At 55.9% G+C, this 26,951-nt stretch carries 29 protein-coding genes and 1 riboswitch; of the genes, 9 read left to right on the top strand and 20 right to left on the bottom strand.

The annotated features are described in order from the left end of the window. Window positions 1-12: 12 nt before the first annotated feature. From VFX97_10965 to VFX97_10925, 9 genes are all read right to left on the bottom strand, one after another. A complete protein-coding gene (locus VFX97_10965; GenBank protein HEX5703710.1) occupies window positions 13-450 on the bottom strand; it encodes a PaaI family thioesterase in 438 nt (145 codons plus the stop codon). 16 nt (window positions 451-466) lie between these two features. Beyond that, the gene (locus tag VFX97_10960; GenBank protein ID HEX5703709.1) at window positions 467-2,746 is read right to left on the bottom strand and encodes a VWA domain-containing protein; all 2,280 of its coding nucleotides are present in this window, start codon (window positions 2,744-2,746) and stop codon (window positions 467-469) included. Between the two features lie 89 nt (window positions 2,747-2,835). Continuing rightward, window positions 2,836-3,726, bottom strand: a complete 891-nt coding sequence (locus VFX97_10955; GenBank protein ID HEX5703708.1) for a hypothetical protein — start codon at window positions 3,724-3,726, stop codon at window positions 2,836-2,838. Between the two features lie 151 nt (window positions 3,727-3,877). Beyond that, window positions 3,878-4,330: a hypothetical protein gene (locus tag VFX97_10950; protein HEX5703707.1), complete on the bottom strand. Its 453-nt coding sequence runs from the start codon at window positions 4,328-4,330 to the stop codon at window positions 3,878-3,880. A gap of 19 nt (window positions 4,331-4,349) precedes the next feature. Further along, a complete protein-coding gene (locus VFX97_10945; GenBank protein HEX5703706.1) occupies window positions 4,350-4,769 on the bottom strand; it encodes an MmcQ/YjbR family DNA-binding protein in 420 nt (139 codons plus the stop codon). Between the two features lie 4 nt (window positions 4,770-4,773). Continuing rightward, complete coding sequence (locus tag VFX97_10940; protein ID HEX5703705.1) at window positions 4,774-5,283, bottom strand: DinB family protein; 510 nt, start codon at window positions 5,281-5,283, stop codon at window positions 4,774-4,776. After that, entirely contained in the window at window positions 5,283-5,585 is a 303-nt protein-coding gene (locus VFX97_10935) for a hypothetical protein (GenBank protein ID HEX5703704.1), read from the bottom strand. The genes VFX97_10940 and VFX97_10935 overlap by 1 nt, the downstream gene beginning before the upstream one ends. After that, window positions 5,582-6,109, bottom strand: coding sequence for a GNAT family N-acetyltransferase (locus tag VFX97_10930; GenBank protein HEX5703703.1), 528 nt, complete (start codon window positions 6,107-6,109; stop codon window positions 5,582-5,584). The genes VFX97_10935 and VFX97_10930 overlap by 4 nt, the downstream gene beginning before the upstream one ends. 9 nt (window positions 6,110-6,118) lie before the next feature. Beyond that, the gene (locus tag VFX97_10925; GenBank protein HEX5703702.1) at window positions 6,119-6,928 is read right to left on the bottom strand and encodes a class I SAM-dependent methyltransferase; all 810 of its coding nucleotides are present in this window, start codon (window positions 6,926-6,928) and stop codon (window positions 6,119-6,121) included. Window positions 6,929-7,294: 366 nt separating this feature from the next. On the opposite strand from VFX97_10925, the gene VFX97_10920 reads away from it, so the two are divergent. From VFX97_10920 to VFX97_10905, 4 genes are all read left to right on the top strand, one after another. Continuing rightward, entirely contained in the window at window positions 7,295-7,681 is a 387-nt protein-coding gene (locus VFX97_10920) for a microviridin/marinostatin family tricyclic proteinase inhibitor (protein ID HEX5703701.1), read from the top strand. Window positions 7,682-7,777: 96 nt separating this feature from the next. After that, the gene (locus VFX97_10915; protein ID HEX5703700.1) at window positions 7,778-8,776 is read left to right on the top strand and encodes an MvdC family ATP-grasp ribosomal peptide maturase; all 999 of its coding nucleotides are present in this window, start codon (window positions 7,778-7,780) and stop codon (window positions 8,774-8,776) included. Continuing rightward, window positions 8,773-9,765: an MvdD family ATP-grasp ribosomal peptide maturase gene (locus VFX97_10910; GenBank protein ID HEX5703699.1), complete on the top strand. Its 993-nt coding sequence runs from the start codon at window positions 8,773-8,775 to the stop codon at window positions 9,763-9,765. Before VFX97_10915 ends, VFX97_10910 begins: the two co-directional genes overlap by 4 nt. A gap of 95 nt (window positions 9,766-9,860) precedes the next feature. Next, window positions 9,861-10,748: an isocitrate lyase/phosphoenolpyruvate mutase family protein gene (locus tag VFX97_10905; GenBank protein ID HEX5703698.1), complete on the top strand. Its 888-nt coding sequence runs from the start codon at window positions 9,861-9,863 to the stop codon at window positions 10,746-10,748. A gap of 461 nt (window positions 10,749-11,209) precedes the next feature. On the opposite strand, the gene VFX97_10900 is transcribed toward VFX97_10905, so the two are convergent. The 9 genes from VFX97_10900 to VFX97_10860 all read right to left on the bottom strand — a co-directional run bounded on the left by VFX97_10900 (window position 11,210) and on the right by VFX97_10860 (window position 17,435). Then, window positions 11,210-12,256: a hypothetical protein gene (locus VFX97_10900; GenBank protein HEX5703697.1), complete on the bottom strand. Its 1,047-nt coding sequence runs from the start codon at window positions 12,254-12,256 to the stop codon at window positions 11,210-11,212. A gap of 47 nt (window positions 12,257-12,303) precedes the next feature. Beyond that, a complete protein-coding gene (locus tag VFX97_10895) occupies window positions 12,304-13,086 on the bottom strand; it encodes a hypothetical protein (GenBank protein ID HEX5703696.1) in 783 nt (260 codons plus the stop codon). Continuing rightward, entirely contained in the window at window positions 13,086-13,598 is a 513-nt protein-coding gene (locus VFX97_10890) for a hypothetical protein (protein ID HEX5703695.1), read from the bottom strand. The genes VFX97_10895 and VFX97_10890 overlap by 1 nt, the downstream gene beginning before the upstream one ends. Before the next feature lie 567 nt (window positions 13,599-14,165). Beyond that, complete coding sequence (locus VFX97_10885) at window positions 14,166-14,738, bottom strand: DUF5655 domain-containing protein (GenBank protein ID HEX5703694.1); 573 nt, start codon at window positions 14,736-14,738, stop codon at window positions 14,166-14,168. Window positions 14,739-14,741: 3 nt separating this feature from the next. Further along, window positions 14,742-15,149 carry a DUF1761 domain-containing protein gene (locus VFX97_10880; GenBank protein HEX5703693.1) on the bottom strand — a complete coding sequence of 136 codons (408 nt, stop codon included), beginning with the start codon at window positions 15,147-15,149 and terminating at the stop codon, window positions 14,742-14,744. A 195-nt stretch (window positions 15,150-15,344) separates the two neighbouring features. Continuing rightward, the gene (locus VFX97_10875; protein HEX5703692.1) at window positions 15,345-16,163 is read right to left on the bottom strand and encodes an AraC family transcriptional regulator; all 819 of its coding nucleotides are present in this window, start codon (window positions 16,161-16,163) and stop codon (window positions 15,345-15,347) included. Between the two features lie 176 nt (window positions 16,164-16,339). Then, a complete protein-coding gene (locus tag VFX97_10870; GenBank protein ID HEX5703691.1) occupies window positions 16,340-16,804 on the bottom strand; it encodes a nuclear transport factor 2 family protein in 465 nt (154 codons plus the stop codon). Between the two features lie 107 nt (window positions 16,805-16,911). Beyond that, window positions 16,912-17,046, bottom strand: a complete 135-nt coding sequence (locus tag VFX97_10865; protein HEX5703690.1) for a hypothetical protein — start codon at window positions 17,044-17,046, stop codon at window positions 16,912-16,914. A 53-nt stretch (window positions 17,047-17,099) separates the two neighbouring features. Continuing rightward, the gene (locus tag VFX97_10860) at window positions 17,100-17,435 is read right to left on the bottom strand and encodes a hypothetical protein (protein ID HEX5703689.1); all 336 of its coding nucleotides are present in this window, start codon (window positions 17,433-17,435) and stop codon (window positions 17,100-17,102) included. 540 nt (window positions 17,436-17,975) lie between these two features. Between VFX97_10860 and VFX97_10855 the strand changes: the two genes are divergently transcribed. The 3 genes from VFX97_10855 to VFX97_10845 are packed head-to-tail and all read left to right on the top strand — an operon-like array spanning window position 17,976 to window position 19,678. Further along, window positions 17,976-18,293, top strand: coding sequence for a PadR family transcriptional regulator (locus tag VFX97_10855; GenBank protein ID HEX5703688.1), 318 nt, complete (start codon window positions 17,976-17,978; stop codon window positions 18,291-18,293). Continuing rightward, the gene (locus tag VFX97_10850) at window positions 18,290-18,880 is read left to right on the top strand and encodes a hypothetical protein (GenBank protein ID HEX5703687.1); all 591 of its coding nucleotides are present in this window, start codon (window positions 18,290-18,292) and stop codon (window positions 18,878-18,880) included. The genes VFX97_10855 and VFX97_10850 overlap by 4 nt, the downstream gene beginning before the upstream one ends. An 18-nt stretch (window positions 18,881-18,898) precedes the next feature. Next, complete coding sequence (locus tag VFX97_10845; protein HEX5703686.1) at window positions 18,899-19,678, top strand: DUF4440 domain-containing protein; 780 nt, start codon at window positions 18,899-18,901, stop codon at window positions 19,676-19,678. 134 nt (window positions 19,679-19,812) lie between these two features. Here the strand turns inward: VFX97_10845 and VFX97_10840 are convergent, their stop codons facing one another. Both VFX97_10840 and thiC read right to left on the bottom strand, forming a co-directional pair. Continuing rightward, entirely contained in the window at window positions 19,813-21,681 is a 1,869-nt protein-coding gene (locus VFX97_10840; protein ID HEX5703685.1) for a hypothetical protein, read from the bottom strand. Window positions 21,682-22,169: 488 nt separating this feature from the next. Beyond that, window positions 22,170-24,089, bottom strand: a complete 1,920-nt coding sequence (gene thiC / locus VFX97_10835; GenBank protein ID HEX5703684.1) for a phosphomethylpyrimidine synthase ThiC — start codon at window positions 24,087-24,089, stop codon at window positions 22,170-22,172. 189 nt (window positions 24,090-24,278) lie between these two features. Further along, window positions 24,279-24,478: riboswitch (TPP riboswitch) on the bottom strand. Window positions 24,479-24,726: 248 nt separating this feature from the next. Here thiC and VFX97_10830 point away from each other — a divergent pair. Together VFX97_10830 and VFX97_10825 are read left to right on the top strand one after the other, a co-directional pair. Continuing rightward, complete coding sequence (locus tag VFX97_10830) at window positions 24,727-26,379, top strand: M20/M25/M40 family metallo-hydrolase (protein HEX5703683.1); 1,653 nt, start codon at window positions 24,727-24,729, stop codon at window positions 26,377-26,379. A 21-nt stretch (window positions 26,380-26,400) separates the two neighbouring features. Continuing rightward, a complete protein-coding gene (locus tag VFX97_10825) occupies window positions 26,401-26,946 on the top strand; it encodes a YetF domain-containing protein (protein HEX5703682.1) in 546 nt (181 codons plus the stop codon). Window positions 26,947-26,951 lie beyond the last annotated feature (5 nt).

The raw sequence follows: 26,951 nt of genomic DNA, 5'->3' as shown, positions 1-26,951 counted from the left end.
ATGCTTCCGAAGCTATCGCAGACACATCATCGTGCCCTGCATCGTGGCGATCAATTCTTTTTCAGAATTCGCGCCCGTAGCAAAAACATCCGCGCGTACGACAGTCAGTGTTCGCCCGGCCTTGATGACTTCCGCGCGGGCGACAAACAATTCACCACGCGCCGGCCGCAACAGATTCACTTTGAATTCAATACTCAACACGCGCGACCCGGCGGGCATTAGAGTGTACGCCGCGTAACCGGCCGCGGAGTCCGCCACCGTCGTGATCACTCCCGCGTGAAGATATCCGTCTTGCTGAGTTAGATCCGCGCGAAACGGCAACTCAATTTCCACGACGCCGGGTTCGACCCGAGCCAGCCGTGCGCTAATCAGATTCATGATCGCTTGTTGCGCGAAGCTGTTTGTGACATCAGCCGCAAAGTGTGGATTAGGAGCGTTGGCACCAGCCATGTCGAGGTTTTCACTTCTATGGGACGATTTCAAAATCGATCCATTGGGTCGCGGTACCCAGCTTTTCGTTAGCGAGCCTGTCCGTGACGATAATTTGAAGAACATATTCGCCGGGTTTCAGCGAATTAAGTTGCAGGCCTCCGCCCGCGCTAATGCGGTCAAGGTCCGCCTGACCCGCAGTATCGATCGCCTTAGAAGCGCCCGCGTAAATGAGCTTGCCGTCGTGGAAAATTCTGGCCTCTGCGGTCAATGAGGGAGAGCGGCTCGTCTTGTCAATCTGGGCCATATAGACGACATAGGCATAAAAAAGATTTGAGCTCTGGCGGAAGCGCCGGATCGCGAGCTGGCCGATGTCAACCGTCTCTTGATCATCGCCGGCGCGGTTTTGGTCAGACCCTTGAGCTGCGACGGGTAGGCCGCCGGTTGAGATCGTGATTCCCGAAATCGCCACGCGTCTGGCGCGAAGATCGGGGACCTCGACAATTTGGCCGACGGTCCCGGTCTTTGACGACGTCGCATCTTGCACCGCAGCGCGGAATTGGTAAGAACCAGGCTTCTTAACCTGCATATCCAACTGATAAACGAGCCCTTCCCGTTGCGCTCGATCGTAATCTTTGCCGCTCAACCGCAGGGTCCTGGTCTCGATAACCTGGTCAACGACGCCGCCGTTGTCTCCGAAGAGTATCCCGCTCAGATTGAACTTCGCTTTGCGAGCGCCATCGGGTTGGTCGCTGAAAGTGAGCGCGTCAGGGTTGAAGTGAAGCAGGCAACGAACCGCTGAACCGGCCGATTTGGTGTTGGCGAAGAGAGCGGTCATGCGCAACTCAATGTCTACCTTGCCAAAGGGGGACATGAGGGCCGCGTTCAATTGGTCGCGGCTGGCCGGCCGGTTCGGCATTACCTCTTTATCGTTGAGGCCATAAAAGCCTTCGCGTGTCCGCAAAGTCAGGCCCGGCCGTTTTACCCGCGCCTTAATATTATGAAAGGCCCGGTTGAAGGTTTCCGCGCTCGGTCGATAGCCGATTAGATAATAACCTTCCTGATCCAACAGCACGCGGGGCAGCCCAAAATCGTTTGAGTTGCTAGTCAGAAAACCCCCGGTTTGCCGGGCCAGCAGCGACATGCCGCCACGAGCGTCCTGCATCTGGCCCGAGCGATCGTTCAGCATGGTAAGCGTCCTAGTGGATAGGTAAGAGGGCCCGGTCGGCCTCGTCCCTGGTCCGCTGGGAGTGAGGTTGTCCGCGGCGGTGATCCCGGTCGCCTTCATTCCTCGCGTATCGACTGTGTAGATGACAACCGACGAGCGATTCGCAATCTCAGCCATCCGGCGGAGCACGCCCTCGTTGCCGAACTGAGTCTCGTCAATGCCTCTGATCTTGTCGGAGTCCGGGGCATCGCCGATCGGATTCGGCGGCCTAATCGGTCCACGCTCAAGCGAGTCCAGATCGGGAACATCCAGCGGCAAATCGTCAGACAGCAGCACCATTGATTTGCGACCGGGCAACTCGCGCATGCCTTGCAGGATAAATCGCAGGGCGCGCACGGTGCCCTTCAACGGACCGCCATGCACGTTCGCACACAACCCCACCGCATTCTGACCCGTGCCAAGTGTCTTCGTGGGGACCGTGAGACCGGGCGACGGCGCCAGGGCAGAATTGCCGACGCGGCTGCAAAGATTCCAACGCAGACTCTCGATTGCCCGGTGCAGCAGACGCCGGTCAGTGGTGAATTGCTGCAGCGAACCGACTTCTCCTCCAGTTCGAATGATGGCTACCAGATCGTTGGGTTGCAGTTGCTCGTCAACAAATTTCCGTAGCTGCTGTTTGACGGACAGCATGCTGTCAAGCGAGATACCCAAATCGTCCACCACGATCGCAATCGTGCGACGCGTTTCGTGTGGCTTAATGAGTGCCGGCAAAACCGGCGCGGTCGTCATTTTTTCCTGAGACGCAGCCGGCGGGCTATTAGGTTTGGTTTCGGCGGTCGCTCGAATGTTTGAAACGTAAGAAAAGTGAGTAATCGTTTGCGGCCGACCGTCTTCGCTGATTTCGAAATCGTCTGCGGTCAAATCCGTGACCTGCTTGCCGTCTTTGGTCACCACCGCATCGAGCTGAACCAGGCCGGTGGTAATTCTCACCACGTCGTCCTGTTCATCTTTGGTGGGCGGGGTTTGAGTGGAAGACGCCGCCGCTTTGTTTGGTTTGGTCTCAGACTTTTGCGCTTGAGGCTCTTGACCGTGCGTGGGCCACACCAGAAGCAGTGACGCGAAAAAGGGAAGAAAAGGTCTCTTGCTCATTGCCTCGATCTTACCGCGGCAGATTAGACACCGAGGGTGAATCAATTACAAGCTCTTCAATCCGATCGCGCGGTTGGCTGACGCCCAGGCTAGTAACCCGCGAGCCAGATAGCCAAATTGTGCACGTACGTTTTGACATCGGTGAGCGCTTGCGGGTTACGTTTGTAACCGTCGCCCGGCGGCTCAAGCACAAAGCTCGGACAACCCTTGTCCGGGTCCCAGTTGTAATCCACGAAGTGATGAAAGCTTGAGTCCGCGATGCCGCGGCCGAGGTCGTTGCCGTGGTCGTCGCGCGAACTCTCGAAGGCAACCACGAGATTAAATGCCCGTCCGGTTGTCCTGCTTTCGCCGGTCGCAATAACGCGGCCCTGATCCTCGCCTTCCGGCACGCCGACCGCCCCTTCGTGCGGGTGGGCCGGCAAGAATTCAATGAAGCCAGCGGCGGACGCCTTGTTGCGCAAAACGTAATGGGGAGAACTCACCGTAATGCGTTGGTAGTCGCCGTTCGCGCCGGAATGATAGTTGGGCCACGAGATCGAAGTTGTATGCGAATCATCAGCAACGTGTCTGGAGGTATCGGGCTCAGGATTTTTAGAATGAAAGAAATGCGCCCGGCCAATGCCGCCCAGAGTGCAAAGCGAAAGCCCCAGATCCTCGTGATCGCGCGTCGCCAGGACGCCCCCGCCCCGCTGACGAAACCGCGTGATGCCCTGGCAGTCGGCCTCACTCAACCCGTCACCGGTATCAATCGCAAACAACCACAGCTCGGCAAATTCAGATTGATCAAGCATGCTGAGTACCGGATCGTTTCCGGCTGAGTCTGCTTCGCGATTCCGAGTGGTTACTTCAAAGAGTGGTTTTCCAAATTCATCTTCCAGGGAAACCAACTCGTCGCGTAACAATGAAAACCGGCCGATATGCCAGTCGTCTTCCGCGAAGGGAATAGTAGTTTGCAGCAGAATACGAATCGGTTTTTTCATAGAATTCGTTTCGCGCATCGGCGCCATCTACCGCAACGCCTGATCGAGCGAGCTGCGGTCATTCAACACAATCCATTCAATCACCGACAGCGGCAAACGCCAAGACGCAAAGGCCCGCAAAGTACAAGACCATGCGCTTGGCGACTTAAGCCTATTCTGTTTTTCGCTTTGCGTAGATAGGTTCGAAAGAACGTGTGGTGTGGTCGGTCACGCTGGTCGCCGGCGGAAGTATCCCAGGCGTGGCGGCGCCTAGTTGGCCGGTCTGCCGTTCGTCAGCGCCGGGAAGATCGTGCGACTTTCTGCCGATACGCCGGGCCGCGGACAAATTGATCAGGAAGTTAATGAGGAAGGCGGTGGAGCTGATCAGAAGATAAGCGAAAATGAAAAAGTCGCTGAGGCCGACTTTCTTCATCACTACCATGCCGCCGAAGATCAGGCCCACGCCAAAGACCGTGATCCAAAACAAGCCATCGAGATACTCATCCAGCCGCTTTTCGGTCCGTTTGACCTCGCCAGTCGGATCCTGGTTGATCAATTGGACGCCGCAACGATTGCAGTATTTCGTCGGCTGCGACAGCGCGATTCCACAAGCGTGACAGTACATCGTCGACTCCTGCAGCTTACTACGTGGTTTTGCGGTTCGAGGTTTTCGGGAATTTAACTTCGGGAGTCAGCAACTGATGAAATTTCGCGGGAGCGATCAGTTGCCAGGCCTCACGAAGGTGCAATTCGAGTTCTTTGTCGCTGACCCGATCGACTTCGATACCAATCCAACCCCGCACGCCTACGTACGGCGGGCTATAAAACTTCTTCGGCGACTTCTTGATGAGCATTTCCTGAATCCCGATCGCTGCCGGCACCGTGACCGCGACATGGCCGTCACCGTGATGATTGTTCGAGAACATCGCGAAGACTTTCTTGCCGACAAACCACGTCGGCTCACCGTGCGATATTTTCTCCCATGTTTCGGGAAGCGAAAGACAGATGCGCCGCACGCGCTCAATTTGCTCTTTGCCGTCTTTCGGTTTTGCTTTCGGACTCATAGATCTAGAAGTTCCAATCCGCTTCCGGTCGGCCCAGCCAAAGCCACGCAATGTAATCGACCAGGGGCGGTTCGCCGCCAAGTTCGCGCAGGCGCGCGTTTACCTGGCCGCGATGATAGAGACTATGCATCGCGACTTGCTGCGCGGTTTGCCCAAGCGTCGTGTCCGCGGCCTCGCGGCCGAGCGGTTTGGTAAGCCGCGAAGCCCAGGGCGCGTTGAGCGTGCTCAATAGATCGGCCGCGGTCCACTTTTCCACCCGAGCATAGAGCTCATGATAGTAACTGCGTCCCCATTCGAGCAGCGGTGCGATTTCGTCAAAAGTCGCAAACGGTGTGAACCGGGTCTCGCCCTGCCACACGCGCAGGAACGCGCGCTGTACCATGTGCACGTGATAGAACAACTCGTGCAGCTTGGTGTCCGCACGCGCAGCGTCTGACGAAAGCACGGCGCGCCAAACGCTCGCGTCCGCCCACTCCATGTGCCGAAACAGATCGTTGAGATCGTTTAGATTCATTAGCTGAGAAGAGTCGAAAGAAATTCCCGCGTGCCGTCGGGCCCGGTAACTTCGAGCCACACGTCCCCGCCGTCAGGCTCGGTCGTCAATACGAATTTCAGGAAGCGGCAGCACTGCCGCTCGGCATCGATGGTGTTCACCGCCGCCATCAGGACTTCGGTTGACGGCGCAAATCGCCATCGAAATCCGTTGCTCAACGGAACGCCTTCCGTGGCTTGCGCCAGCAGTCCCGGCAACAAACCCGTCCGCCGGGCTTCCAATTCCGCGGGCGTCAGCTCACAAGCGATTGGCAGTTCTTTCATGGCTCTGACGGTTTGTTGTCTGTCGAAAACAGCTTAACTTCGTCCGCGTCGTCGGACAATCGAATCGTCCGTTGCAAGTGTAATCCAATCTTTCCGAGCAGCTTTCCCGAAGCTTCATTGTCGGGCGAAGTAATCGCAAGAATGCGATCAAGCCGCAGCTCCTCGCGCGCGTAGCGCATCACCTCGGCCGCCGCTTCATGCGCGTAACCCTGGTTCCAGTACTCAGGCAGGAAAGCAAATCCAACGTCGGGCTCAGGCAAGGTGTCACGCTTGATGAGGCCGCAGATTCCAATCGCGCGACCGTCTTCTTTCAGGCCGACCCGGTACAATCCGAAACCGTTTTCTTCATAACTCTTCATCGGGCCATTGCGAATATAGGCGCGTGCGTCGTCGAGTGTGCGCACGTTTTTGTCGCCGATGTATTGCAGGAACGACGGCTCGTTCAGAAGTCGCAGGATAAATTCTGGATCAGTCTCCGGCGAAAGATGTCGGAGCGTGAGCCTGTGGGTTTCGAGTTCGAACATTTCTTCAAATCAGCGAAGGGCGCTGCAAACAATCGCCTGCATTTGTGCGTTGACCGGAGTATCGCCGAAGTGCGCGGCAATCTTCTCGGCCAATGCTGCCTCGATCTCCGGCGCCTTCGCCGGATCGCGTTCATTGATGGCATTGATTACGGGATTGCCGTGAATCAATCCATGGGCGGCATCGCGCGCCGACGCGCTCACGCACGGAAACGGCACGACGTCGATTTTGATCTCGCGGAAGCCGGCGGTCATCAGCACCGACTGAAGCTTGTCCTGCTCGTGGAACGAGAACGGGATGTCGTAGAAGTCCGGCGGATTCTCGGGAAAGAACTGCTTGATGACAGTCTCGGTGGCTTTCGCCAGATCGGTGCGCTCAATCGCATCCCAAACGCTGAAGGTGTACTGGCCGTTCGGCTTCAGCACGCGAAACGCCTCGCTCACTCCCCGTTGCTTATCAGGGAAGAACATCAAACCGAACTGACAAATGACCGCGTCGAACGACCCATCGTCGAACGGTAGATCGAGAGCGTCGGCCGGCTTCCATTCGATGTTCTCGTCTGCGCGGAACTTCTGCGCGGCAAAATTAATCATCGCTTCATTCAGGTCAGTTGCGACGATCTTCACGCTTGGCGGCAGACGATCCCGCAACCGCCGCGTCACGATCCCGGTTCCGCACGCGACCTCAAGCAGCGAGCCACCTTCGGAGACGTTGAGGCGCTCAACCAAATCTTTCGCGTAAGGTTCGAACAAGACGGGCCCAAGATAGCGGTCATAGTTCTCGGGAATCGATCCGATGAAGGCGACATTTTCTGTGGGCATGACCTTCTTATATCACGCCTGACACCGTTGTAATGTCCCTACTTTGCGCGTCTTTGTGCTGTCACACGCATCCTGCGCTTGTTCACGTCACCGACGCCCGTGCCACTTTCTTCAAATGCCCACTACCGCGCGCTAAACTGCCTAGTCCTGGCAGCCCGCTTTGTGATAGAGTCCGCGCCGAAAAGTAACTGATGTTTTCTTTTCCTTTGAGACTCTCATTCGACCCTCAAATCGACGGCCGGAATCAGAGCCAAATCGCGAAGGGTCATCCCTAAAAAGCATGACCCTTTGCCTCCTGAAGGACTCACGTAGCGTAATGCTTACGGAAGAGTCGGACTTCACAACTCACCAAAAGGAGACTGCTGTATGAGCAAACAAAAGAAACAAGAAGAGACGGGAAATGCGAAACCGTTTTTTGCGAGATATCTTGAGGGACAGGATCCTGAGTCGGCCAGCGCAAAAGTTGGCGGAAGCAGAAGCCTCAGCTACAAAAAGGCCGCCGCTGGTCCAGTGACCATGAAGGCTCCATCGGACAAGGATGAGCTGGTCTATCTTCCTCACTACCTGACCAAAGAGGACATCCCGGAAAAGCTTCGAGATGCCAAGCTAGTGACACTCAAATACCCGTCTGATCGCGACGAGTATGTTTACAACGCTGAATACATTTCCAAGACGGCGGTGCCGAAGGCCAACGTCGCGGCCAAGGAAGGGACCTTTAAACTCAAGAAGAAAAGGACACTCAAGGGAAAATAGGAAGAGCTCACCTCGTGCAAGATGGATAAGGACACCTGCCCCGGTGTCCTTATCTCTTTAAAACGAAGGCGCGGCTGCGCCCTCCCGAAGACCAAGATGGGAAGCCGGTCAACAGCCGATACGGTGCTAATGCTGACGCACAGCGGGGACTACTTCACAGTTGATCGAGTCGCCGCTGCTCTTGTGCGCCGGGGTGTGAAAACTTTTCGCTTTGACACCGATCGTTTTCCTGAAAAAACAAAACTAATTGCCAAATTCACCGGCCGCGCCGTCACCCATGTGATTAAGGACGGCGCAAAGAGCGTCGACGCAAGCGCGATCCGGGCAGTTTGGGCGCGAAAGATCTGGTGGCCAAGCCTTCCCGAGGATCTCGACCCTGATTTCCAGGGCATGTGCATGCGCGAATCGATGGCCGCCCTTGAATCATTTCTCAACGGCCTCTCTTTCGCGCGGTGGGTAAATGAGCCGCGGAACGATCGGCAAGCTGAAAACAAATTGTGGCAACTGCGAACGGCGCAGGAGGTTGGGCTGACGGTGCCGAGGACGCTCATGACAAATGATCCCGTCCAAATGAGGAGCTTTTTTCGAGAAGTAAACAAAAAGATGGTCGCCAAACTTCTCACGCCGATCTCAATCAGCATGGATGCTGCGCCCGCATTCGTCCACACCAGCGAAGTAACCAGCCGGGACGTGGCCGATGGAAACATGCTGCGCCACAGCCCCATGGTTTTTCAGGAGCAGATTCCGAAGGCCTGCGAGCTACGCATCGCGTTTGTGAACGGCAGTATGTTTGTGGGCGCCATCGACGCGAGCGGATCAAAAGACGGCCAGGTAGACTGGCGGCTTTCTTCACCTGAGGATGTACATTGGCGGCGCGATGAAGTGCCGGCCGATGTGTTCACGAAACTCAGCGCGTTGATGTCGAAGTTGGGATTAGTCTACGGCGCGATTGACTTGATTCGGACCCCCGGAGGTGAGCACGTCTTTCTCGAAGTCAATTCGGGAGGAGAGTGGGGAATGCTGGAGCGCGACCTTGATTACCCGATCTCGGAAGCGATCGCTGAAGCGCTCCTTGATAAAGGAGTTCAGACATGACGGTCCTCATCATCACGCGGAGCCTGGACAATCAAAGCGTCGATTCGGTCATGACGGCAATAGAAAGCCAGGGCGGCCGCGCATTCCGTTTTGACACCGACAGATTTCCGACCGAAGTGCGCCTGATCGCCGAGTATCTCAAAGGCTCCGAAAGGCTGCGGCTGATTTCTGCTCAAGGTGAAGTGGATTTACAGGAAGTCACTGCGATCTGGCATCGCAGATTGGAAATTGGGGCCCGAATTCCGCGTAGCATCGACCCGCAACTACGAATGGCCTCAATGGATGAATCAAGCCGGACCGTGAAAGGAATGCTGGAAAGCCTGAAAGCGTTTCGCATGGATCCCGAACCGGTAATTCGCCGCGCCGAGCATAAGCAGATTCAGCTTCAGGTGGCCCGAGAACTGGGCCTGGATACTCCGCGAACGCTGATCACGAACGACGCAGACGCTGTGCGGGCATTTGCGCAAGGGTGCGAAGCTGGGATTGTCACGAAAATGCTTTCGTCATTTGCCGTTTATGAGAATGGGGTCGAGAAGGTCGTCTTCACCAATCCAGTCAGCCGCGAAGATTTGGCGGACTTGGATGGGCTTAATCTTTGTCCAATGACTTTTCAGGAGCAACTGCCGAAGTCGCTGGAGTTGCGTACTACCGTGGTAGGCGATCGGGTGTTTACCGCGTCCATTGACTCGCAGGTTTCCAGGGCGGCGCAACACGACTGGCGAAAAGATGGCGTTGCGCTCATGAAGGAGTGGCAAAGGTTTGAATTGCCGCGCAGCCTCGAGCAGCAATTGCTCCGATTGATGGATTATTTCGGCCTCAACTACGGTGCGATTGATTTTGTGCTCACTCCTGACGGCCGTTATGTGTTTCTGGAAATCAATCCGGTAGGCGAATTTTTCTGGCTCGAAGACCATCCGGGACTGAAAATTTCTTCGGCCATCGCCGACGTGCTATTGGGACGGGCATTCCGGCGCGAACACACGTTATGAGAGAGAATGTTGAGACCCGGTCGCTACCACCACCCCACGCGGGCTGCCCGCGCGGGACCCCGGTTCGCTCCCGGTACTGACCTCGCCCGCATATCATGTTGAAACAATCATCCAAAATTGAAACATTTCGGGCATTGCACCAATCGGGCTGCTTTGTGCTGCCGAATCCCTGGGACGCTGGTTCAGCCTTCTATCTGGAACACCTCGGATTCAAAGCGCTGGCGACGACGTCCGCGGGTTTCGCTTTCTCAAAAGCTCTGCCAGATGGGCCGGAGTTCGTCACGCGCGACGTGATGCTCGAACACTTCCGCGAGCTGGTTGAAGCGACGTCGTTGCCGGTTAACGCAGATTTTCAAAACGGCTACGCCGACGATCCTGAAGGCGTTGCGGAGAGCGTTCGGTTGTGCGTCCAGACGGGCGTCGCCGGTTTGTCGATTGAAGACAATTCAGGACAGAGCGAAGAGCCGCTTTACGATTTTGATTTGGCGGTGGAGCGAATCAAAGCTGCGCGCGCCGCGATCGACGGCGTGTCAGTACCGAGAGCGGTAGCGACCGGATCAGGCGATCCTCGCGTCGTGCTAACGGCTCGCTGTGAAGCATATCTCGTCGGTACTCCCGATCCATTCAACACTTCAATCGAGCGACTCGTCGCCTTCGCGGATGCCGGCGCCGATTGTCTCTACGCCCCGGGCGTTACCGATGCGGAAGAGATCTCAGCGATCGTGGATGCGGTCGCGCCCAAACCCGTCAATGTTCTGGTCTCGACCAACAACTGCCACGTGACCGTGGCGGAGCTTGCCGATCTCGGCGTGCGCCGCATATCGATTGGCGGCGCGCTGGCGCGTGCGGCTTGGGCCGGATTCATCGCCGCCGCCCAGGAAATCCAGAAGAGCGGTTCCTTTGCGAGCTTCGCCCATGCCGCACCGTTCGGCGAATTGAACGATCTGTTTCTAGGCCGTAGTCGCGGTCCCTCTTTGAAATAATCAACGAGCCCCGCTTTACGCCTGGCTGTCAGAAACAGGTTAAGGTTCCGGACGACGGGTCAAACGTGTAGTTTTCACAGCCGACCGCAATTTTGCCTGCGGGGCAGCTATTAGTCGGGCTACATCCCGTACAGCTGAACCGCGCTCCCTGGCTGCTGCGGCTGCAACCGGCGCAGCAAAACGACGACCGAGCCGCACCTGTTTCCCGCTGAAGCTCGCTAACCACGCGAGTTTCTTCCCGGGTCGTATCTTTGCCAGACTCCCGCGATCCTGGAGAGGCAAACACAAAAGAAATCACCGCAAGCGTAACGAGAATCAAGAGCCCAAACGACACTACTAGTCGCTTCATCATTTTTAGCCCCTTTGATTTGATTTGGAGACCCAGATCAATAACTTGCAAAACGCCTGCGGACGATATCCTCGTGAGAGAGGCAAGTCAATTTCGAGATGATTACAAATTACTAGCCGCGCTTCGCCGCACGCATGAACGGGATCAGCTCCTGCGAGTAGTAGGGCTCTTCCGTGCACCAGAAGATGTAGTCCAGCTTGAGTTCTTCGCTGCCGTATTTCAGTAACTCCGCAATGTCGGCGCGCTTGCCCGTCTCTTTGTTCACGTCCGAGTAGTTTCCATCCTGCACCGCGAGGCCGGTTGGAACTTTTCCCGCTGATTCGCGGATCAGGGGATAACTGTTCGAGCGTTGAAACGGCCGGAACGGCATCAGATCTGGTCCACCGACCGCGACGTTAGATTCACGCGCGGCTTTGTAAACTGCTTCGAGATAGGGCCGTCCGCCCGGCATGAAGTTGGCATAGACCATCGCAATCGATTTCGGAAAGGCGCGCTTCAACGCTTTCATGTTGGCAATGACGGCGTCGCGATAAATCCCATAGGTGAAGCCTTTGGGCCACAGTTTGCCGGTCCGGCCAACCCCGACCGAACTCTCAGCCAGATTGATTCCGGCAATGCGGCCATCGAACTCTTTGCCCAGGGCTACAAACAATTTGTGCAGTCTTTCCTGCACCGCCGGATCCCAACGCCGGCCCATCCATCCTTCGTGCTCGGGATTTTCGTCCTTGTCGTCATGGCTTTTGTATTGCTTGTCAGCGCCACCGTTGTATTTCGGATCTTTCAGCAGGTACTGCGGCACGTTGATGCGTTCCGGACTGAACGTCACATCCGAAAACTGAATCCAAAGTTTCTTGCCGTGTGAGTTTAGAAATGTGAGGTCCTCATGAATTATCCTGAAATCGTAATTGTCTTTTCCCTGTTCGAGCTGCCGCCACGAGTAGGCAACCTGCGCGCCTTCAAACTGTTTCGTCTCGAGGAACGATTTCGCATTTTTAAGCTCATTGCGATCCATTCCAAAGTAAACGTAGTGATGAACACGCCTGGCCGGTGCGACAGATACCGGAGCTGCTCCGCCTGAAGTCTGTGCGAGCTGCGTTAGTGACGGGGCCAGGACAGCGGCGATGGCAACTACAACTATCGTGATTCTTCGAAGTTTCATTGTTTCTCGTCCCCTGAAGTACTTTGTCGGGCAGAGCCTCACTTTCATTAGCGAGATCCCAACCTTAAATTGTTCATGACTTCATTAGTGTGAATGCCGGTTTTCGTTTTCACCAGGAGCCAAATGTAAATCACATCGAAGACGGAACAGAACAGTCCTACCGTAAGAATGAGAAAACTGCCATTTGGGAAGCCACCTTGGCCAACTACGCCGAATAGAATTGTGGGCGCCAGTGTTCCGATCCATTTGCTGACCGCGATTAGAATACTTTGCCCTTCACGGTTGCCGCGTCTCGCCAGCATCGCGATAAACAGAATCGACATGATGAGGTTCTGTGGAAATGCTGAATACGCGGCGCCCTTCGCGACTCCGAACTCCCTAATGACCGCATACTGAACGGCGAACGCGGTCACCAGCCCGAGCACACTCCATCCAATGAACCCGCTTTTGGAGTGCGGCGGCGTGCGGGGTCCCCGCGCTAGCATCTCGCGTGGGGTGCTCTCGACGCCCCTTTCGGATCGCAATCCACTTGTTGCCAAGGCACCGATGTCCGGAAAATACTTCCGCCCAAACCTGAAGTACGTGTACAGAATCCCGATATCAAATGTCAGCCAGGCGGCACTAAAAATATTCTGCGCATCGACACCGTTTATGCGAAAGCCGTGATAGGTGTAGAGCAACTCCCACGCAAAATTCAGCGCCAGCGCATAGAACGGAATCGCGTAGGACTTGTCACGGAAGCCGACGCGAATGCCGTCGATGTAAACAATCGTCCAGCAGAGTCCGCTAATGACGGTCAGCAGCAGTCTGACGGTTTCAATATTGAGCATCAGATTTTTCGCGCGTCGTAAGCCCAGTGCAGCAGCGCCTGTCGCTGCCGTCGCCGGCAATCGAGCGCGCAGGCCGGGCAGTTCGTTTTGATTTGCGAGATGTGGCGACGCATCGCGCGCCAACGTTTGATTTGCCGCTCGTCGTCAGGACAGCGGCGGCCGAGGTAGTAACGGCAATACCACTGGAACCAGCCACGCGGATCCTCATGATAGATCCAGCCATTCTTCTTCCAGACGGCAAGCGGTTGCGACGCATTCACTTCGAAGAAATTGAGTTTCGCATCGTGCTTTTCGTGGCAGAGCTTTGCGCGTTTGAACCACGCCGCCGGGAATTCTTTGCGGCAATCAGTTAAGTACCTTCCGCCGAACACACCGAGCTCGAGCATCTCTTTCGGCGTCAGTTCTGGTTTGAAGTCAGGATGAAAGTTTTTGCCGGCGGGTTCGGTGAGATAGTAGACGTAGCCCTGCTGCATCAGGTCATTTACCTTCACCGCGACTTTGCGTTTGCGCATTCCTACCGGCGTCCGCTTGGTGGACGCTTGATAGTAGCCCAGAGCTTTAGGGCTGGGTTAGTCGCCAAATAAACAAACGCCGCTTTTCGGGGAGGCTCTCATTCACACCCCGTTTCAGCCGGGTGATCTGAAAGCTTAGGAGCAGCGGAAACCGTTTAAACGTTTCAATATACTTGACGCATCAATTGGTTTCGCAACCCGCAGGGTTGCAAGAGAGTAGCCGGGGGTCGCAGCGAAGCGTAACCCCCCGGACACGTCGACTAGAATTCGCACCCTGAAGGGGTGCAAGACGAGTTCTGTGACCCTTTCAGGGTCAGAGATTACATACACTTCGATCCGGGGGTATCGCGCTGACGCGCTCAACCCCCGGCTACTATCTTTCAGCCCTTCGGGCTGACTCATTCATGAACAATCGTTGATCGATGAGTCAAGTATGTTATTGCCGTTGAAACGGTTCACGGATCTCGTCTTGCCAAAGATCACCGGGCTGAAGCCCCGTTGTGAATAACACACTTGGAACTCTCTGACTTTTGAGGCAAAGCCATTCGCGTCTGATTAGCCGGCTGCCTAGTGAGATCTTTGATACGAACTCTTCAACAGCTCGATCAATTCACTGTTGAGTTGCGCTTTGTCCGTCAGCACCAGCATGTGAGAGATGCGGGGCATCGGCCCCGACAGTTTTGATTTGCTCACTGTCTCATCGAACGGCCGGTCACCCAGATCGAATCCGATGCGCAGCTCTTTTGGCTTGATATTGATGGCGGCGAATTCGCGCTTTTCCAAAATCGAAACGTAAGTCTTCTTCGGCAGCACCGACGAGTTTCCGAAATGCTTCTGCACGAATGCGATGAAGGATTCGTAGAGCGGCCGCATGTCCGCGGCCTTGGCGAACTGATTATCCAAGAGGTCTTCGGTGTTGCCGTAAACGGGCTTGCCGTTGTTCAAATGGATCCCCGCCAGCAATGACGCATTCATATGACCGAAGCCCTGTCTTTCTTTCAGCCACTTGATTAGGTCGTTGCGCTTCGTGATTCCTGAAGCGCTTAATTGCTTCATCCATTCCGGCACTGACTTGCCGGTGGATGTCTTCAAATTATCGATGAATTCTTTTTCGATCTCGCCGGATGTTTTCGTCGCCACTTGTCACCTCCAGATGCCCAGCAAAAATCCAATCAGCCCAAAATAGACCGTGATGTAACCGCAGTTGATCAGGATGTACTTCAATGAACGCTGCTCAAACAGCGAGATGATGGTGAACATTGTCGCCGCCCAGCCCACGCCGGCCAGCAGCCCCGCAATCAAGCCGAAGCGCCAGGTGGTTCCGCTGCCGCCCAGGAAGAATGCCAGGTTGTAGGAAATGATCCACGCCAGCACGAGGGTCAGCGAGTAAGTTTTGATTGGCTTTGCTTTGGCGATTTGCTCGTCGGTAAGGCCTGTTTGTCGCTGCCAGGCTTTGAAGAAGAGCAGGGGTGAATACCAGAGCGCGCCGATTACCAAACTCAGCAGCGCGCACACAAAAACAGCCAGGTGGTTGATATAGGGGTTTTCCATAGCGTGCCGAATCTACGCGGGATTTGGCGCGCCGTATTGGAAAAAATTTACCTTCGGAGTGGAGCTAAAGGCTTCTCATTCACACCCGGCTTCAGCCGGTGGGCATAGCGCATTCTAGAACGGCTAAATCGGCCCGACAAAACTCCAGCCACCTCGCTAAAGCTAGGTGTGAATGAAACGTCACCCTGCGGATAGTTACGCCACCGGCACGTAATTCAACGTGTCGCTTTTCAGTTGGAGGTATTCTTCGGGTGTGAAGCCTGAGAAGAATTTGAAGTTGTGAATGAAATGGGCCTGATCGTAAAAGCCACAATCCACCGAGATTCCGGTCCAATCAACTTCGCCGTTGGCTTCGATCTCGGCAATTGCTTTTTGGAAACGCATGATCTTTACGTAGGCCTTCGGCGTGACTCCGACCTGCTGCTTGAACATTGAAATGAAATGCTTCTGCGAATATCCGATCCGCTGGCTCACACGACCGAGATTAAGTTGATCGGGCGACCGAATGATCTCCGCGAGCGCATACTCGACTGCCGGATTAAGACTGAACTTTCTCTGAAAGTGTTTCAGTAGAAATCTTCCGGCTGCGGCAAACTTCAGGTCAATGTCTCGGATCTCGTGCAAGTGCTCGCGCAGATGACCCAGATCTCTTCCCCATAAAAGATCCGCATCCACCACGCGATCGGCCATCTCGTTCATCGGCACGGGAAAGAACGGATAGGCCATGCCTTTCTTGAACGCGATGATGAACATGGCGGCCTGGCGGCCGGAAGGAATCGAGATGTATCCGGTGCGCACGCCTGACGCCCAGACGTGATGGCACGCCTGGATCTCTTTGAGCGTTTCGTTGTCGTAGATATATTGCGGTGTATCGTGAAAATCGAAAATGATTTCCGTGTTGCCGTCCGGCAGGAAACGATCGATCGCGTGCTCGGGATTCAATCCTTCGTAATAAACAAAATTTCCGACGAACTGATTAAGCGGAAAGGCGGGGATGTGAATCTTGAGAATCATTTACGGGCGCATAGTTTGACAGGATTATCAGGATTTTCAAGACGGTTCAGGGAGTTCGTCGGTCACGATTTGTGAAGCCAACGTTGTGGCAGGCAGGATTGCATTTAAGAGCGATCCCTTCGGTTGGTACGCTCGAAACTTGCGCCTGACTTGGACTGAAGAGCCGAAGTTCAAGCCTAACGATTCGCATTCTCGGCTGCCTTCGTCGCCTGCCAATTGACGACCTGCCATTTGCCATTACGTTTTAGAAACGTGCCTGAGTTCAGAAAATTCGCTACTTCGGTCTTCCCGTCTTTTTCCGTCGTGCCCACCAGGCGAAAGGCGACGATCGCCGTGTTCCCGTATTGCTGAATGCGAACATCTTCAGCGGTGTAGGTAGTCTTGGCATCGCCCGGCTTCGGCGCCGGAGCCGAACGCACATCCTTCATGATGTCGGCCTTGCCGCGCCGCCGCCCCGCCGAGCCGGTGTAAATAACGTCTTCAGCCCAGAACCGGTCGTGCATCGCTACGTCGTTACGCGACGCACCGGCAAGAAAATCATTCAGGAGCTTTGTCAGCTCCGCCGCATCGGGCGCAGTCTGGGCGTATACGGTTAAGCCAAAACCGACAGCAAGAATTACAGAACACAAAACTTTCTTCATGACCTTCTCCTTCAGGACATTTGGTGATTGTGGAAGTTAATCAGAAAGAAGATTGCCGTCAATCACAGCGCAGGTCGTTTGATTCTGGAGTGCGCTACTGCCCCGAATCACCTCGCCCTCATGAAAGCGACTAAATCATTAGAAAAGTAAGGCTCTTCCGTGCACCAGAAGATGAAATCTGCGCGCAGGTAGTCGCGGGCAAATGCGATCTGCTCGGCAATCGTGATGCGTTTTCCCGTCATGAAAGTGTTGAAGCGCGCGTTTCCGAAATCGATCGCGCTGACCTACGCGAACTTTATGCCCGGCGAATGGCGACCGGTGAAAGACAGAGGTCACTAAAGGCGACATCGGTAATCAGTATCCAGAGTCGCTTTCCGTGGGCGTTCATGAACGCCAGGTCTTCGCGAATCAGACTGAAATCATAATTCCCTTTTCCCTGTTCCAGCTGCCGCCATGAATAAGAAACCTGCGCGCCTTCGAAGGCCGGCGTTTCGAGGAACCCTTTCGCCTGCGGAATGCTTTCGCGATCCATTCCGAAGAAGACATAGTGACGAATTGGTTTGGCTGCGACCGCAGAAAAGAAGGTGAGAATAAAGACCGTAGTACAGAGAATTCGCGAGGCGACCTTCATCGGCCGGGAGGGTACCACACTGAGTTTCGGGCGGTTGGGCTTTGCCCAAAAAATTCGGCGACCTAATAGTCGAAGAGTCCCGGCGAACTAAGAGTCGAGTCCCGATTCATCGGGACGGTCATAGTAAAGCCCAAGGCGAGGCTTTGCGAGGGCCATTAACACACTTGACGCATCACCTCTTTTAGTCTGCGGAGCGGACGTCAGCATAGAGCCTGGGGCGTGAGCCCCAGGTAAAGCACCAAAAATATCAATTAACCCGCGAAGCGGGTGATAGCCGTAACGCTTAACATTCGTCCAAATGATTCGGCTGCCGCCCGCTTCGCGAGCTTGCTCACTTTTGCTTGACTCGATCCTGGGGCTTGCGCCCCAGGCTTTATGCTGGCGTCCGCTCCGCGGACTGGCGGTGATGAGCGCGCGCCGACGACACCTAAGACTTCCTTGGGCAGAGCTCGACGGTTGCGAACTTCTTAACCACAGAGGGTTCCCGATCTGAATCCGCTTGCCTGGAGGCTATGTAGTATGCTATACACCGTGACGCAGATGGCTACACTTAATCTTTCGCTTTCGGGAACGGCGATCCTTCAGGCGCTGGCGCAGGGCTACGGATACGGATTCGACATCATGGACGTGACCGGCCTGCCCAGCGGCACCGTGTACCCGGCTTTGCGGCGACTGGAAACGGGCGGCCTCGTCGAATCCAAGTGGGAAGACGAAGCGACTGCGCACAAAGATCAGCGGCCGGCGCGAAAATATTACCGGTTGACCGGGACTGGCAAAGAAGCATTGGCCGACGCGATTGGCCGGTATCGCCGATTGGAGGGCACGCTGGCGAAAAAGCCGAAGCGCTCAACCGTATGAGACTCAATTTCGACAGTCCAACCATTTACCTGCGCTTTGTTCACGCCCTGAGCCTGCTGGTGCCGGCCGAATCGCGTCCGGACTGGCGCCGCGAGTGGGAAGCCGAGATTGTCCATCGTTGGCAAGTGCTTCAGAAATGGGGCTGGCTCAACATGAATAGCAAGATGGATCTGACGGCGAGAGTCGCCGGCGCCACGCGCGACGTGGCCACCTTTCAGCAGAACCGAGCGCGACTGGTTCTGGTCGTGCTCAACATTCTCGTAGCGTTGGCGCTGGGATTCGGCGCGGGGCAGGAGTTTGTCATGGGTGGAATACTCGGTGGCAAAGTGCAACCGTTCCTTTTAAGTTTAGCGGCCCTCGTGGTCAGTGTGTTGTTCATCATTTCAGCGATCGCGATGTTACGACAGTGGCCTGCCGTGCGCCGGCTCGTAGTGCTTACCGGCGTGCTGTCAATGCTCATACATATCTACGGCGCGCTGCCTCCGCACCGGAACATGGGCTACCTGGCATTACTGATCGGGGCCGGTTACGCCCTCGTGATGATGTTGGCTTACCACAGAAATTCCCGGCGAGATCCGATTACATAGAACAAAGGAACTAATCCCATGCTGATTCTGAAATTCATCTTGTTGGTCGCTCTGGTAATAGCTGCCGCACCAATCGTCACTCTCTGCCAGACGGTCGGTAATCAGACGGAAGCGCAGAAGACGGCGGCGGATGAGGTTCTCAAAACTGAGCGAGAGCAACGTGACGCGTTCCTGCAAAGGGACGTCGCGAAAAGCGAACGGCTCATCGCCGACGAGTTCATTTTCACGTCGGGCCGGGACATCGGGAACAAGAAGACTCTGATTGGCTATCTCAAATCGACTGCCGTTGATCCAACGCTTACGCTGACGGCCGAAGACACGCGCGTCACCATCAATGAGGACAGCGCGGTGGTGATTGGCCGTCGCGTTGAACGGCGGAGACGCGAAGACAACAACCGCGAAGGTGTTGCTTACGCCCGTTACATGCGGACCTACATAAAGCGGCAAGGACGCTGGCAGCTGCTCGCCGAATATTTAGAGGCGATTCCGGCTGAACGCACCGCCGTGAAAATCGACCCGAAGGTTTACGACGATTACCTGGGCCATTATGAGAGTGCGATCTTCGACTTTGACGTGGTGAAAGAGGGAGAGCGTCTAATGGCGGTGCCCACGGAAAGAACTGAGACGCGCACCAGTCAGGGGCGGCCTCCGGCCGAGCTGTTCCCGGAATCCGAAGCGGAGTTCTTCCTGAAAGGCAGAGATGCCCAGGTAATTTTCATGCGCAATCGCAAGGGACAAGTAACTCACGCCATCATGCGGATTAATGGCGCCGATCTACGGGCCACGCGTACGAAGTAGTTTCGCGCCCGATGCCGGGGCAGTACCCCGACCGTAAGGGGAGGCGCAAGTCACAGACGTTTGTGGGAATGTCCCCGGCTTACGCCCGGGGCTACTACATGCCGCGCCTACGTCCCTCATTGATTGAGACTTCTTTAGCGGGCAGCACTGCGACTATCACTTGCAGTTTGAAGATATAACTTCGCAACCGCCAACCGGCCGATACCCCTTACTTCCTTGCGGCTGAACCTGCCGGCGAGTTCGGCGAGGTTCTCAAATTCAGTAGCGATTAACGGTTCTAAGGCCCGGCGAAAGCTGAATCCGACCCGCGGAGAGTCGAGCAGGGCTTCTGATCTCGCCGACAGACGCAGACCAAGCCGAGGAGCCGACGGGTCGTTCATGTCGAAGGTCTCGAGTCTATTAATTACTGACACGGCGTCGTTAAGACTGAGCAAAGCCTGAGCCTTGTCCAGTTTTCCGAGGAGGGTTGCGCGTCCAAGTAGGATCTTAGCCGTATTGGCTGATGGACCTTCCTTCTTGATGTCACGTTCAACGTCGCTGAGTAGATCAATCGCCCTTTGCTGATCCACCGTCAACTCATCTGCTGCCGGCTTCTCATCAACCGCACCCGCAAGCAGGCTTTGGGCAATGGCAAGCTTCACCATCGATCGACGTTGCAGGTTGCCGAGCTTCGTCGCCAGTTCTAATGCTTTGTCGATCTCTTTCTTCGTTACCAAAGTCAGAGCGGCCCGATAGAAAACATACGAAACAACTTCAGCGCTCAGATCATCGTCGGCGATCTTTTCGGCAATTCGCTTCCCGCGCTCATAATCCGTGGCTTCGACGGCAAGAGCTGCATTAATGTATGCCAGCTTCTTCGCCGCCGGGTCGGTTTCTTTCTCGGCTCGGGCTTCCAGAGCGGTAATGCGATCGTCGAGAATCTCTTTGTCAGTCCGGGGCTTTGTCGCGGTGTTGCTTCCGGACCCAGATTGCCGATTCGACGAGAAGGGATTGCCGCGACCTTCCGGATAAATTTGAGCTTGCAACCGTTCCAGAAAATCTCGAGCCGGGCCGGCGAATTCCGGCGCGTGGGTCTGGTAGCGACTAAGGCTCCGCGTGCCAAAAACCCAAATTTTCTGCGCGCGAGTTTTGGCTTCAGGAGTTTCCACCACAACTTGCCGCGTTAGAAACGCCTGATACGCGGCCACCAAAAATGCTCGGGCGCGTTGCGGCTCGCTTTGAGCCACCACCGCCTCGTTTTGCTGCATTGGATTCATCGACACGATCACCTGACCCGCGCTGTTCGTCGAATAGGTCATGCCGGGCTGAAACAGGTAACCCGCCAGCACTTCTGCCTCACTCGGGTCGGGGATGCCGGCGCCGAAGCGCGCGAGGGCCAAATCAAAAAGGCGATTGGAGAGCTCAACGTTTTTTCGCCGCAGGCCGGTGAGTACATCCTGCAGAGTAAAGGACAGGCCATCCGCGAGGCTTCTTTGCGCGAGAGCAAACGCGAGGTCCGGGTTGCTATTGACCGCCTGTTGGGCCAGCCTCAGAAACTGTTCGCTGCGCGCAGTTCGATCATCAAAGGCCCCCCGCTCTTTCTTCTCAGTTAGTTCTTTATCGTCCAGGCTCTTGACGAAAGTGTCCGCCAGCGCGGGATCGTGAGTGTGAGCCACGCGCAGGACGCTTGATTGCAGGTCAGTCTTATTTGACCGGTTGAAGAACTCTTTGAGGTTCGGATCCAGCGACTCTTCCGGTACTGAATCGATCAACTCCCAAGCCTTCGTGAGCCATTTCCTCGCCGCATTCGGCGTCTGTTTCCAGAGGAGGTCCGCCGCATCTGCGAGGGCGAGGACCGCGGATTTCTTGTCGTCCCAGAGCGGCGCTTCAGCGGCCGTTTGCTCCACCATCGAAACAGCTTGAGCATACTCTCGCTGCCGCTTCAATTCCTTTTCGGTTGTGGGTACCTGTTGTGGGAGCGCCTCAACGGAGATCAGCAGAATAAGTAGGAGAGCTAGCTTCATCGTTTACCGCCTTTAGCGAGGTTCAGACTGACGTGGATTTCCACGCTTTCTGATGCTTCAGCCGGGGAGTTAGATGGTTGTGTGTGGGGAGGTTTTTGGAGAGCGGCGCAAAATCAGCACCGGAGCTCAAGGCCAACGGGGCAGTAGCCCGACCGCGAGGAAGGGTGCAGATTTCGTCCGCCTAGCGGACGTTTGAAAGTAGCCCAGCGCTTCAGCGCTGGGTTAGCGGTTATTAATAAACCAAGCCCGCTGTAGCGGGCGACAGATTTGGAGTGCGCTGACTTATCAGCGCTTTGGATTTACGAAATGAAAGCGGCGTCAAGCCGCCGCACTCCAAAAATTCGGCCGTCCATTTCACGGACTACGACTTGATTGTGATTCTGATCCCAGCGATGAATCGCTGGGCTATTCTCGATCGTCCGCTGCGCGGACTCCGCAGCGTCAGTGCTGAATTCCGAATCCAGCGCGAGAGTTATGACATGAGTCCTTTACTGATAAATCTCCCCACCACTCGTCAAAAATTCCTCCGCCTTCTCTTTCATCCCCACATCCAACGCCGCTTGTTCATCAATCTCTTTCTGCGCTGCGTACTCCCTCACGTCCTGCGTGATCTTCATTGAGCAGAAATGAGGGCCGCACATGGAACAGAAATGCGCCAACTTCGCGCCTTCCTGCGGCAGGGTTTCGTCGTGATATTCGCGCGCGACTTCTGGATCGAGCGACAAATTGAATTGATCCTCCCAGCGGAATTCAAAGCGAGCCTTGGATAGCGCGTTATCCCTATATTGGGCGCCGGGATGGCCTTTCGCTAAGTCGGCGGCATGCGCCGCGATCTTGTAGGCGATAACGCCGTCCTTCACGTCTTTCTTGTTCGGCAGGCCTAGGTGCTCCTTCGGCGTGACGTAACAGAGCATCGCGGTGCCGTACCAGCCGATCATCGCGGCGCCGATGGCCGACGTAATGTGATCATAGCCGGGCGCGATGTCGGTGGTGAGCGGGCCGAGCGTGTAGAACGGCGCTTCCTGACACCACTCGAGCTGTTTCTCCATGTTCTCTTTGATGAGGTGCATGGGAACGTGGCCGGGACCTTCGTTCATTACCTGGCAGTCGTATTCCCAGGCGATCTTTGTCAGCTCGCCCTGGGTCTCAAGTTCCGCAAACTGCGCTTCGTCATTCGCGTCAGCAATCGAGCCGGGACGCAAACCGTCGCCGAGCGAGAACGAAACGTCGTAGGCCGCCATGATTTCGCAGATCTCGCGGAAGCGCGTGTAAAGAAAACTCTCTTCATGATGCGCGAGACACCACTTGGCCATGATCGAGCCACCTCTACTTACGATCCCGGTCGTCCGACGAGCAGTCATCGGAATAAAAGGCAGACGCACGCCGGCATGAATGGTGAAGTAATCCACGCCCTGCTCGGCTTGTTCAATCAAAGTGTCGCGGAAGATTTCCCACGTTAGCTCTTCCGCTTTACCGCCGACTTTCTCCAACGCCTGATAAATCGGCACGGTGCCGATGGGCACCGGCGAGTTGCGCAGAATCCACTCGCGCGTCGCGTGAATGTTCTTGCCGGTGGAAAGATCCATCACGGTGTCTGAGCCGCACTTGATTGACCAGCGCATCTTCTCGACTTCGTCATCGATGGAAGAGAGCACCGCGGAGTTGCCGATGTTCGCGTTTATCTTCACCAGGAAGTTGCGGCCGATGATCATCGGTTCGGATTCCGGATGATTGATGTTGGCGGGAATGATGGCGCGTCCGCGCGCGACTTCATCGCGGACGAATTCGGGCGTGACGTATTCGGGGATTGAGGCGCCGAAGGAGACGCCGCGGTGTTGATGGTTGAGTGAATCCCTGGGTACGCTCGCCTCCGGCGAGCCGCCGTTGCGCGCGAGACGCGCGCGTACCTGCCCGAGGTTTTCGCGGATAGCAATGAATTCCATCTCGGGCGTGATGATGCCGCGGCGCGCGTAATGCATTTGCGTCACGCATGAGCCTTTTTTTGCGCGCAGAGGCGTGCGGCGTAGCGCCGGAAAGTCTTCCAGCCGGCCCTTATCTTTTTGCCGCGCGTTCTGCGCCGCGTCGAACGTCAGATAGCCATCGTCGATCGGTTGGATTGAGCGGCCTGCATACTCTTCCACGTCGCCACGCGAAACGATCCATTCGCGTCGCAACTGCGGCAGTCCTTCGCGCACGTCCGTTTTCTGAGATGGATCGCCGTACGGGCCGCTCGTGTCGTAGACACGCACCGGCGGATTCTCTTCCAACTCATTCTTGAAATTACGGGTGGGGTTTTGATCGATCTCGCGAAAGGGCACACGCACGCCCGGTTGTTCGCCGTCGATGTAGATGCGACGTGAGTTTGGAAGTGTGCTGTCGATTTTGGTTGGTTTGATTGCGGCGCTCATGATCTTTCTCCATTAAACCTCTGTGAAACTTTGTGATCCTCTGTGCCTTTGTGGTGAATGACAGGAAGTTAACCACAGAGGCACGGAGAGTCACAGAGTTTCACAAAGCAAAACTAAAAAACCGCTCCACCCTCGAAAAGGATGGAACGGTCATCTCGCACTAAGCGGACTGCCCCTTGAGGACTCCTCCGCATGATGGCTGTTTCTCCCTTCGACGGTGCTAGCCGTATCAGGTTCAAGGGGTCTCCCACCGGAATTTCGAACTGCGAAATGCGAATTTCGAATTGGCTTTAAAGCTCGTTCAATTCGCAATCCGCAATCCGAAATCCGCAATTCCTTTCGGACTCTCAGCCTCAGTCATTCCGACTTCGGCTCCCCCGAAACGTTATTCAGTTGTCAACGCACGAATTGTAGAACCGTTGCAGGTGAGGCGCAACCGGCTACTTGAAGTCAGTACCGGGAGCGGTAGCGATCGGGTGGTTACTCACAGAGCCGGCGGCGGCGTGGAACGCCACCAGGTCGCAACCACCCCCCCACGCGGGCTGCCCGCGTGGGAACCCCGGTCGCTCCCGGTACTGACTTCATACCTGTATAATCTCGCTGCTTTACCACACCTGAACACTTCGGAGACAAGTTGATGCTGCATCGCCGTGCTGTTGCTATCGCCCTGATTTCAACTCTGCTTTGCCTGCCGACCTTTGCTCAATCGCAATCAGACAAAGACCTGCTCGAACGGATTCGCAAAGAAGCGATGACGAACTCGCAGATCATGAAGACGATGCACATGCTTTCCGACGTGTACGGTCCGCGGCTCACGGGCTCGCCCAATCACAAGAGTTCGGCTGAGTGGGCGGTGAAGCAGATGACGGCGTGGGGACTTTCGAACGGGCATCTTCACGCATGGGACTTCAAGCATCCGGGATGGCTGAACGAAAGATTGTCGGCGCACATTGTCGCGCCCGTGAAAGACGCACTCGTCGCGGAAGCGCTGGCGTGGACGCCAGGCACGCGCGGCATCGTACGTGCGAATGCCTATCAAGTGATTCTCCCGGACCGGCCGACGCAGGGGCAGTTGACCGCGTTCTTCGAAACGCAGAAAGCGAAAGTGCGCGGACGCGTTGTGATGATCGGAAAGGCTGCGATCCTGCCGGTCAATATCAATCCGCCGGCGAAACGATTGACGGACGAGCTGGCGGAGCAGCGCTACGGTCCGAACGCCCGGCCGCAGCAATTTGCCGGACCATCGCCGTCACCAACTCCGACCCCTGTTCCCGGAACGCCGACGCCGCTGACGAACAGACAGATCGACGAGCAGCTCGATACGTTCTTGAAAGCCAACGGCGCGCTGGTTCGGGTGAACGATGCCGGCCGCGAGCATGGACAGATCCGCGCTTTCAATAACCGGACGTTTGATGTGAATAAAGCCATTCCGACCGTGGTGATGCGAAACGAAGACTATGGTCGCATCACGCGTCTGCTCGCCGATGGCAGGCCGGTAACTCTGGAATTCAACATCGTCAACCGCGTGTATCCCGAAGGCAAAACTTCCTACAACACCATTGCTGAAATTCCCGGCACCGATAAGGCGGACGAAGTAATCATGCTCGGCGGCCATTTGGATTCATGGCACGCGGCGACCGGCGCCACCGACAACGCGATCGGCTGCGCCATCATGATGGAAGCGGCACGCATTCTGAAAACGTTGGGCGTACGACCACGCCGCACGGTTCGCGTGGCGTTGTGGAGTGGTGAGGAGCAGGGGCTGCTCGGATCGCAGGCTTACGTGAAAGACACCTTCGGATCCTTCGAGAGTCCGAAGCCCGGTTACGAAAAGTTCGGTGGTTACTTCAACATCGACAGTGGTACGGGTCGTATTCGCGGCGCAAGTGTGTTCGGTCCACCCGATGGCGCCGGCATCGTGCGGGAAATTTTGAAACCGTTCAAAGAGGTCGGTGTGGTCGGTGCGATCGCGACGCGCAGCCGCGGTCTCGGCGGATCTGACAACACTTCGTTCAATCAGGCGGGGTTACCGGGTATCGGCATGGGCATTGATCCGATCGAGTACAACTCGCATACCTGGCACACGAATCTCGACACTTACGAACGAATCATCGAAGACGATGTGAAGAAAAACGCCGCGACGATCGCGTGGGCGGTTTATCAACTTGCGATGCGGGATGAACTGTTGCCGCGGTTTAAGACAGAGGAGATGCCGCGACCGCCGCGCGCGACCGCCGAGCCGACGCCCTCGCCAACGCCGCGACCAACACCACGACGCCCGCGTGGATAAAATTTCTCCCGAAGGAGTCTCATGCTCTTCCTCACTGTCATCGACTGGCACGGTCTGTTCGTTCCCACGGTTCATCCATTAGAGATCATTCTGCGCGGGTCAGTGATGTACCTGTTTATCCTCGCGCTGATGCGGTTGCTTCGACGTGATCCGGGCGCCCTCAGCACTCCTGACCTGCTGGTTATCGTCCTGGTGGCGGACGCCGCGCAGAATGCCATGGCCAGCGAATATCGCTCGCTGACCGAGGGCGCCATTCTGGTGGCGACGATCTTCGCGTGGAACTATGGTCTCGACTGGCTCGCATTTCGTTATCGCTGGGTGCACAGCCTGCTCAATTCTCCGCCTTTGTTGCTGATCAAGAACGGCCGGGTTCAACGTCGCAACCTACGCTCAGAATTGCTCAGGGAAAGTGATTTGGCCGAGCAACTTCGCCTGCAAGGCGTCGAGGACTATGCGGAGGTCAAGCGTGCGTTTCTCGAACCGGATGGCCACCTGAGCGTGATTCGCTACTCCAAAGAAGATAAGGACCGCCCTTCACCGAAGCAAAAGAAATCCACGATTGGCTGATCACG

It is taken from the genome of Pyrinomonadaceae bacterium, from assembly GCA_036277115.1.
Lineage (GTDB): Bacteria > Acidobacteriota > Blastocatellia > Pyrinomonadales > Pyrinomonadaceae > UBA11740.
The sequence above is the reverse complement of the archived record's forward strand: the minus strand, read 5'-3'. Positions and strand labels throughout refer to the sequence as shown.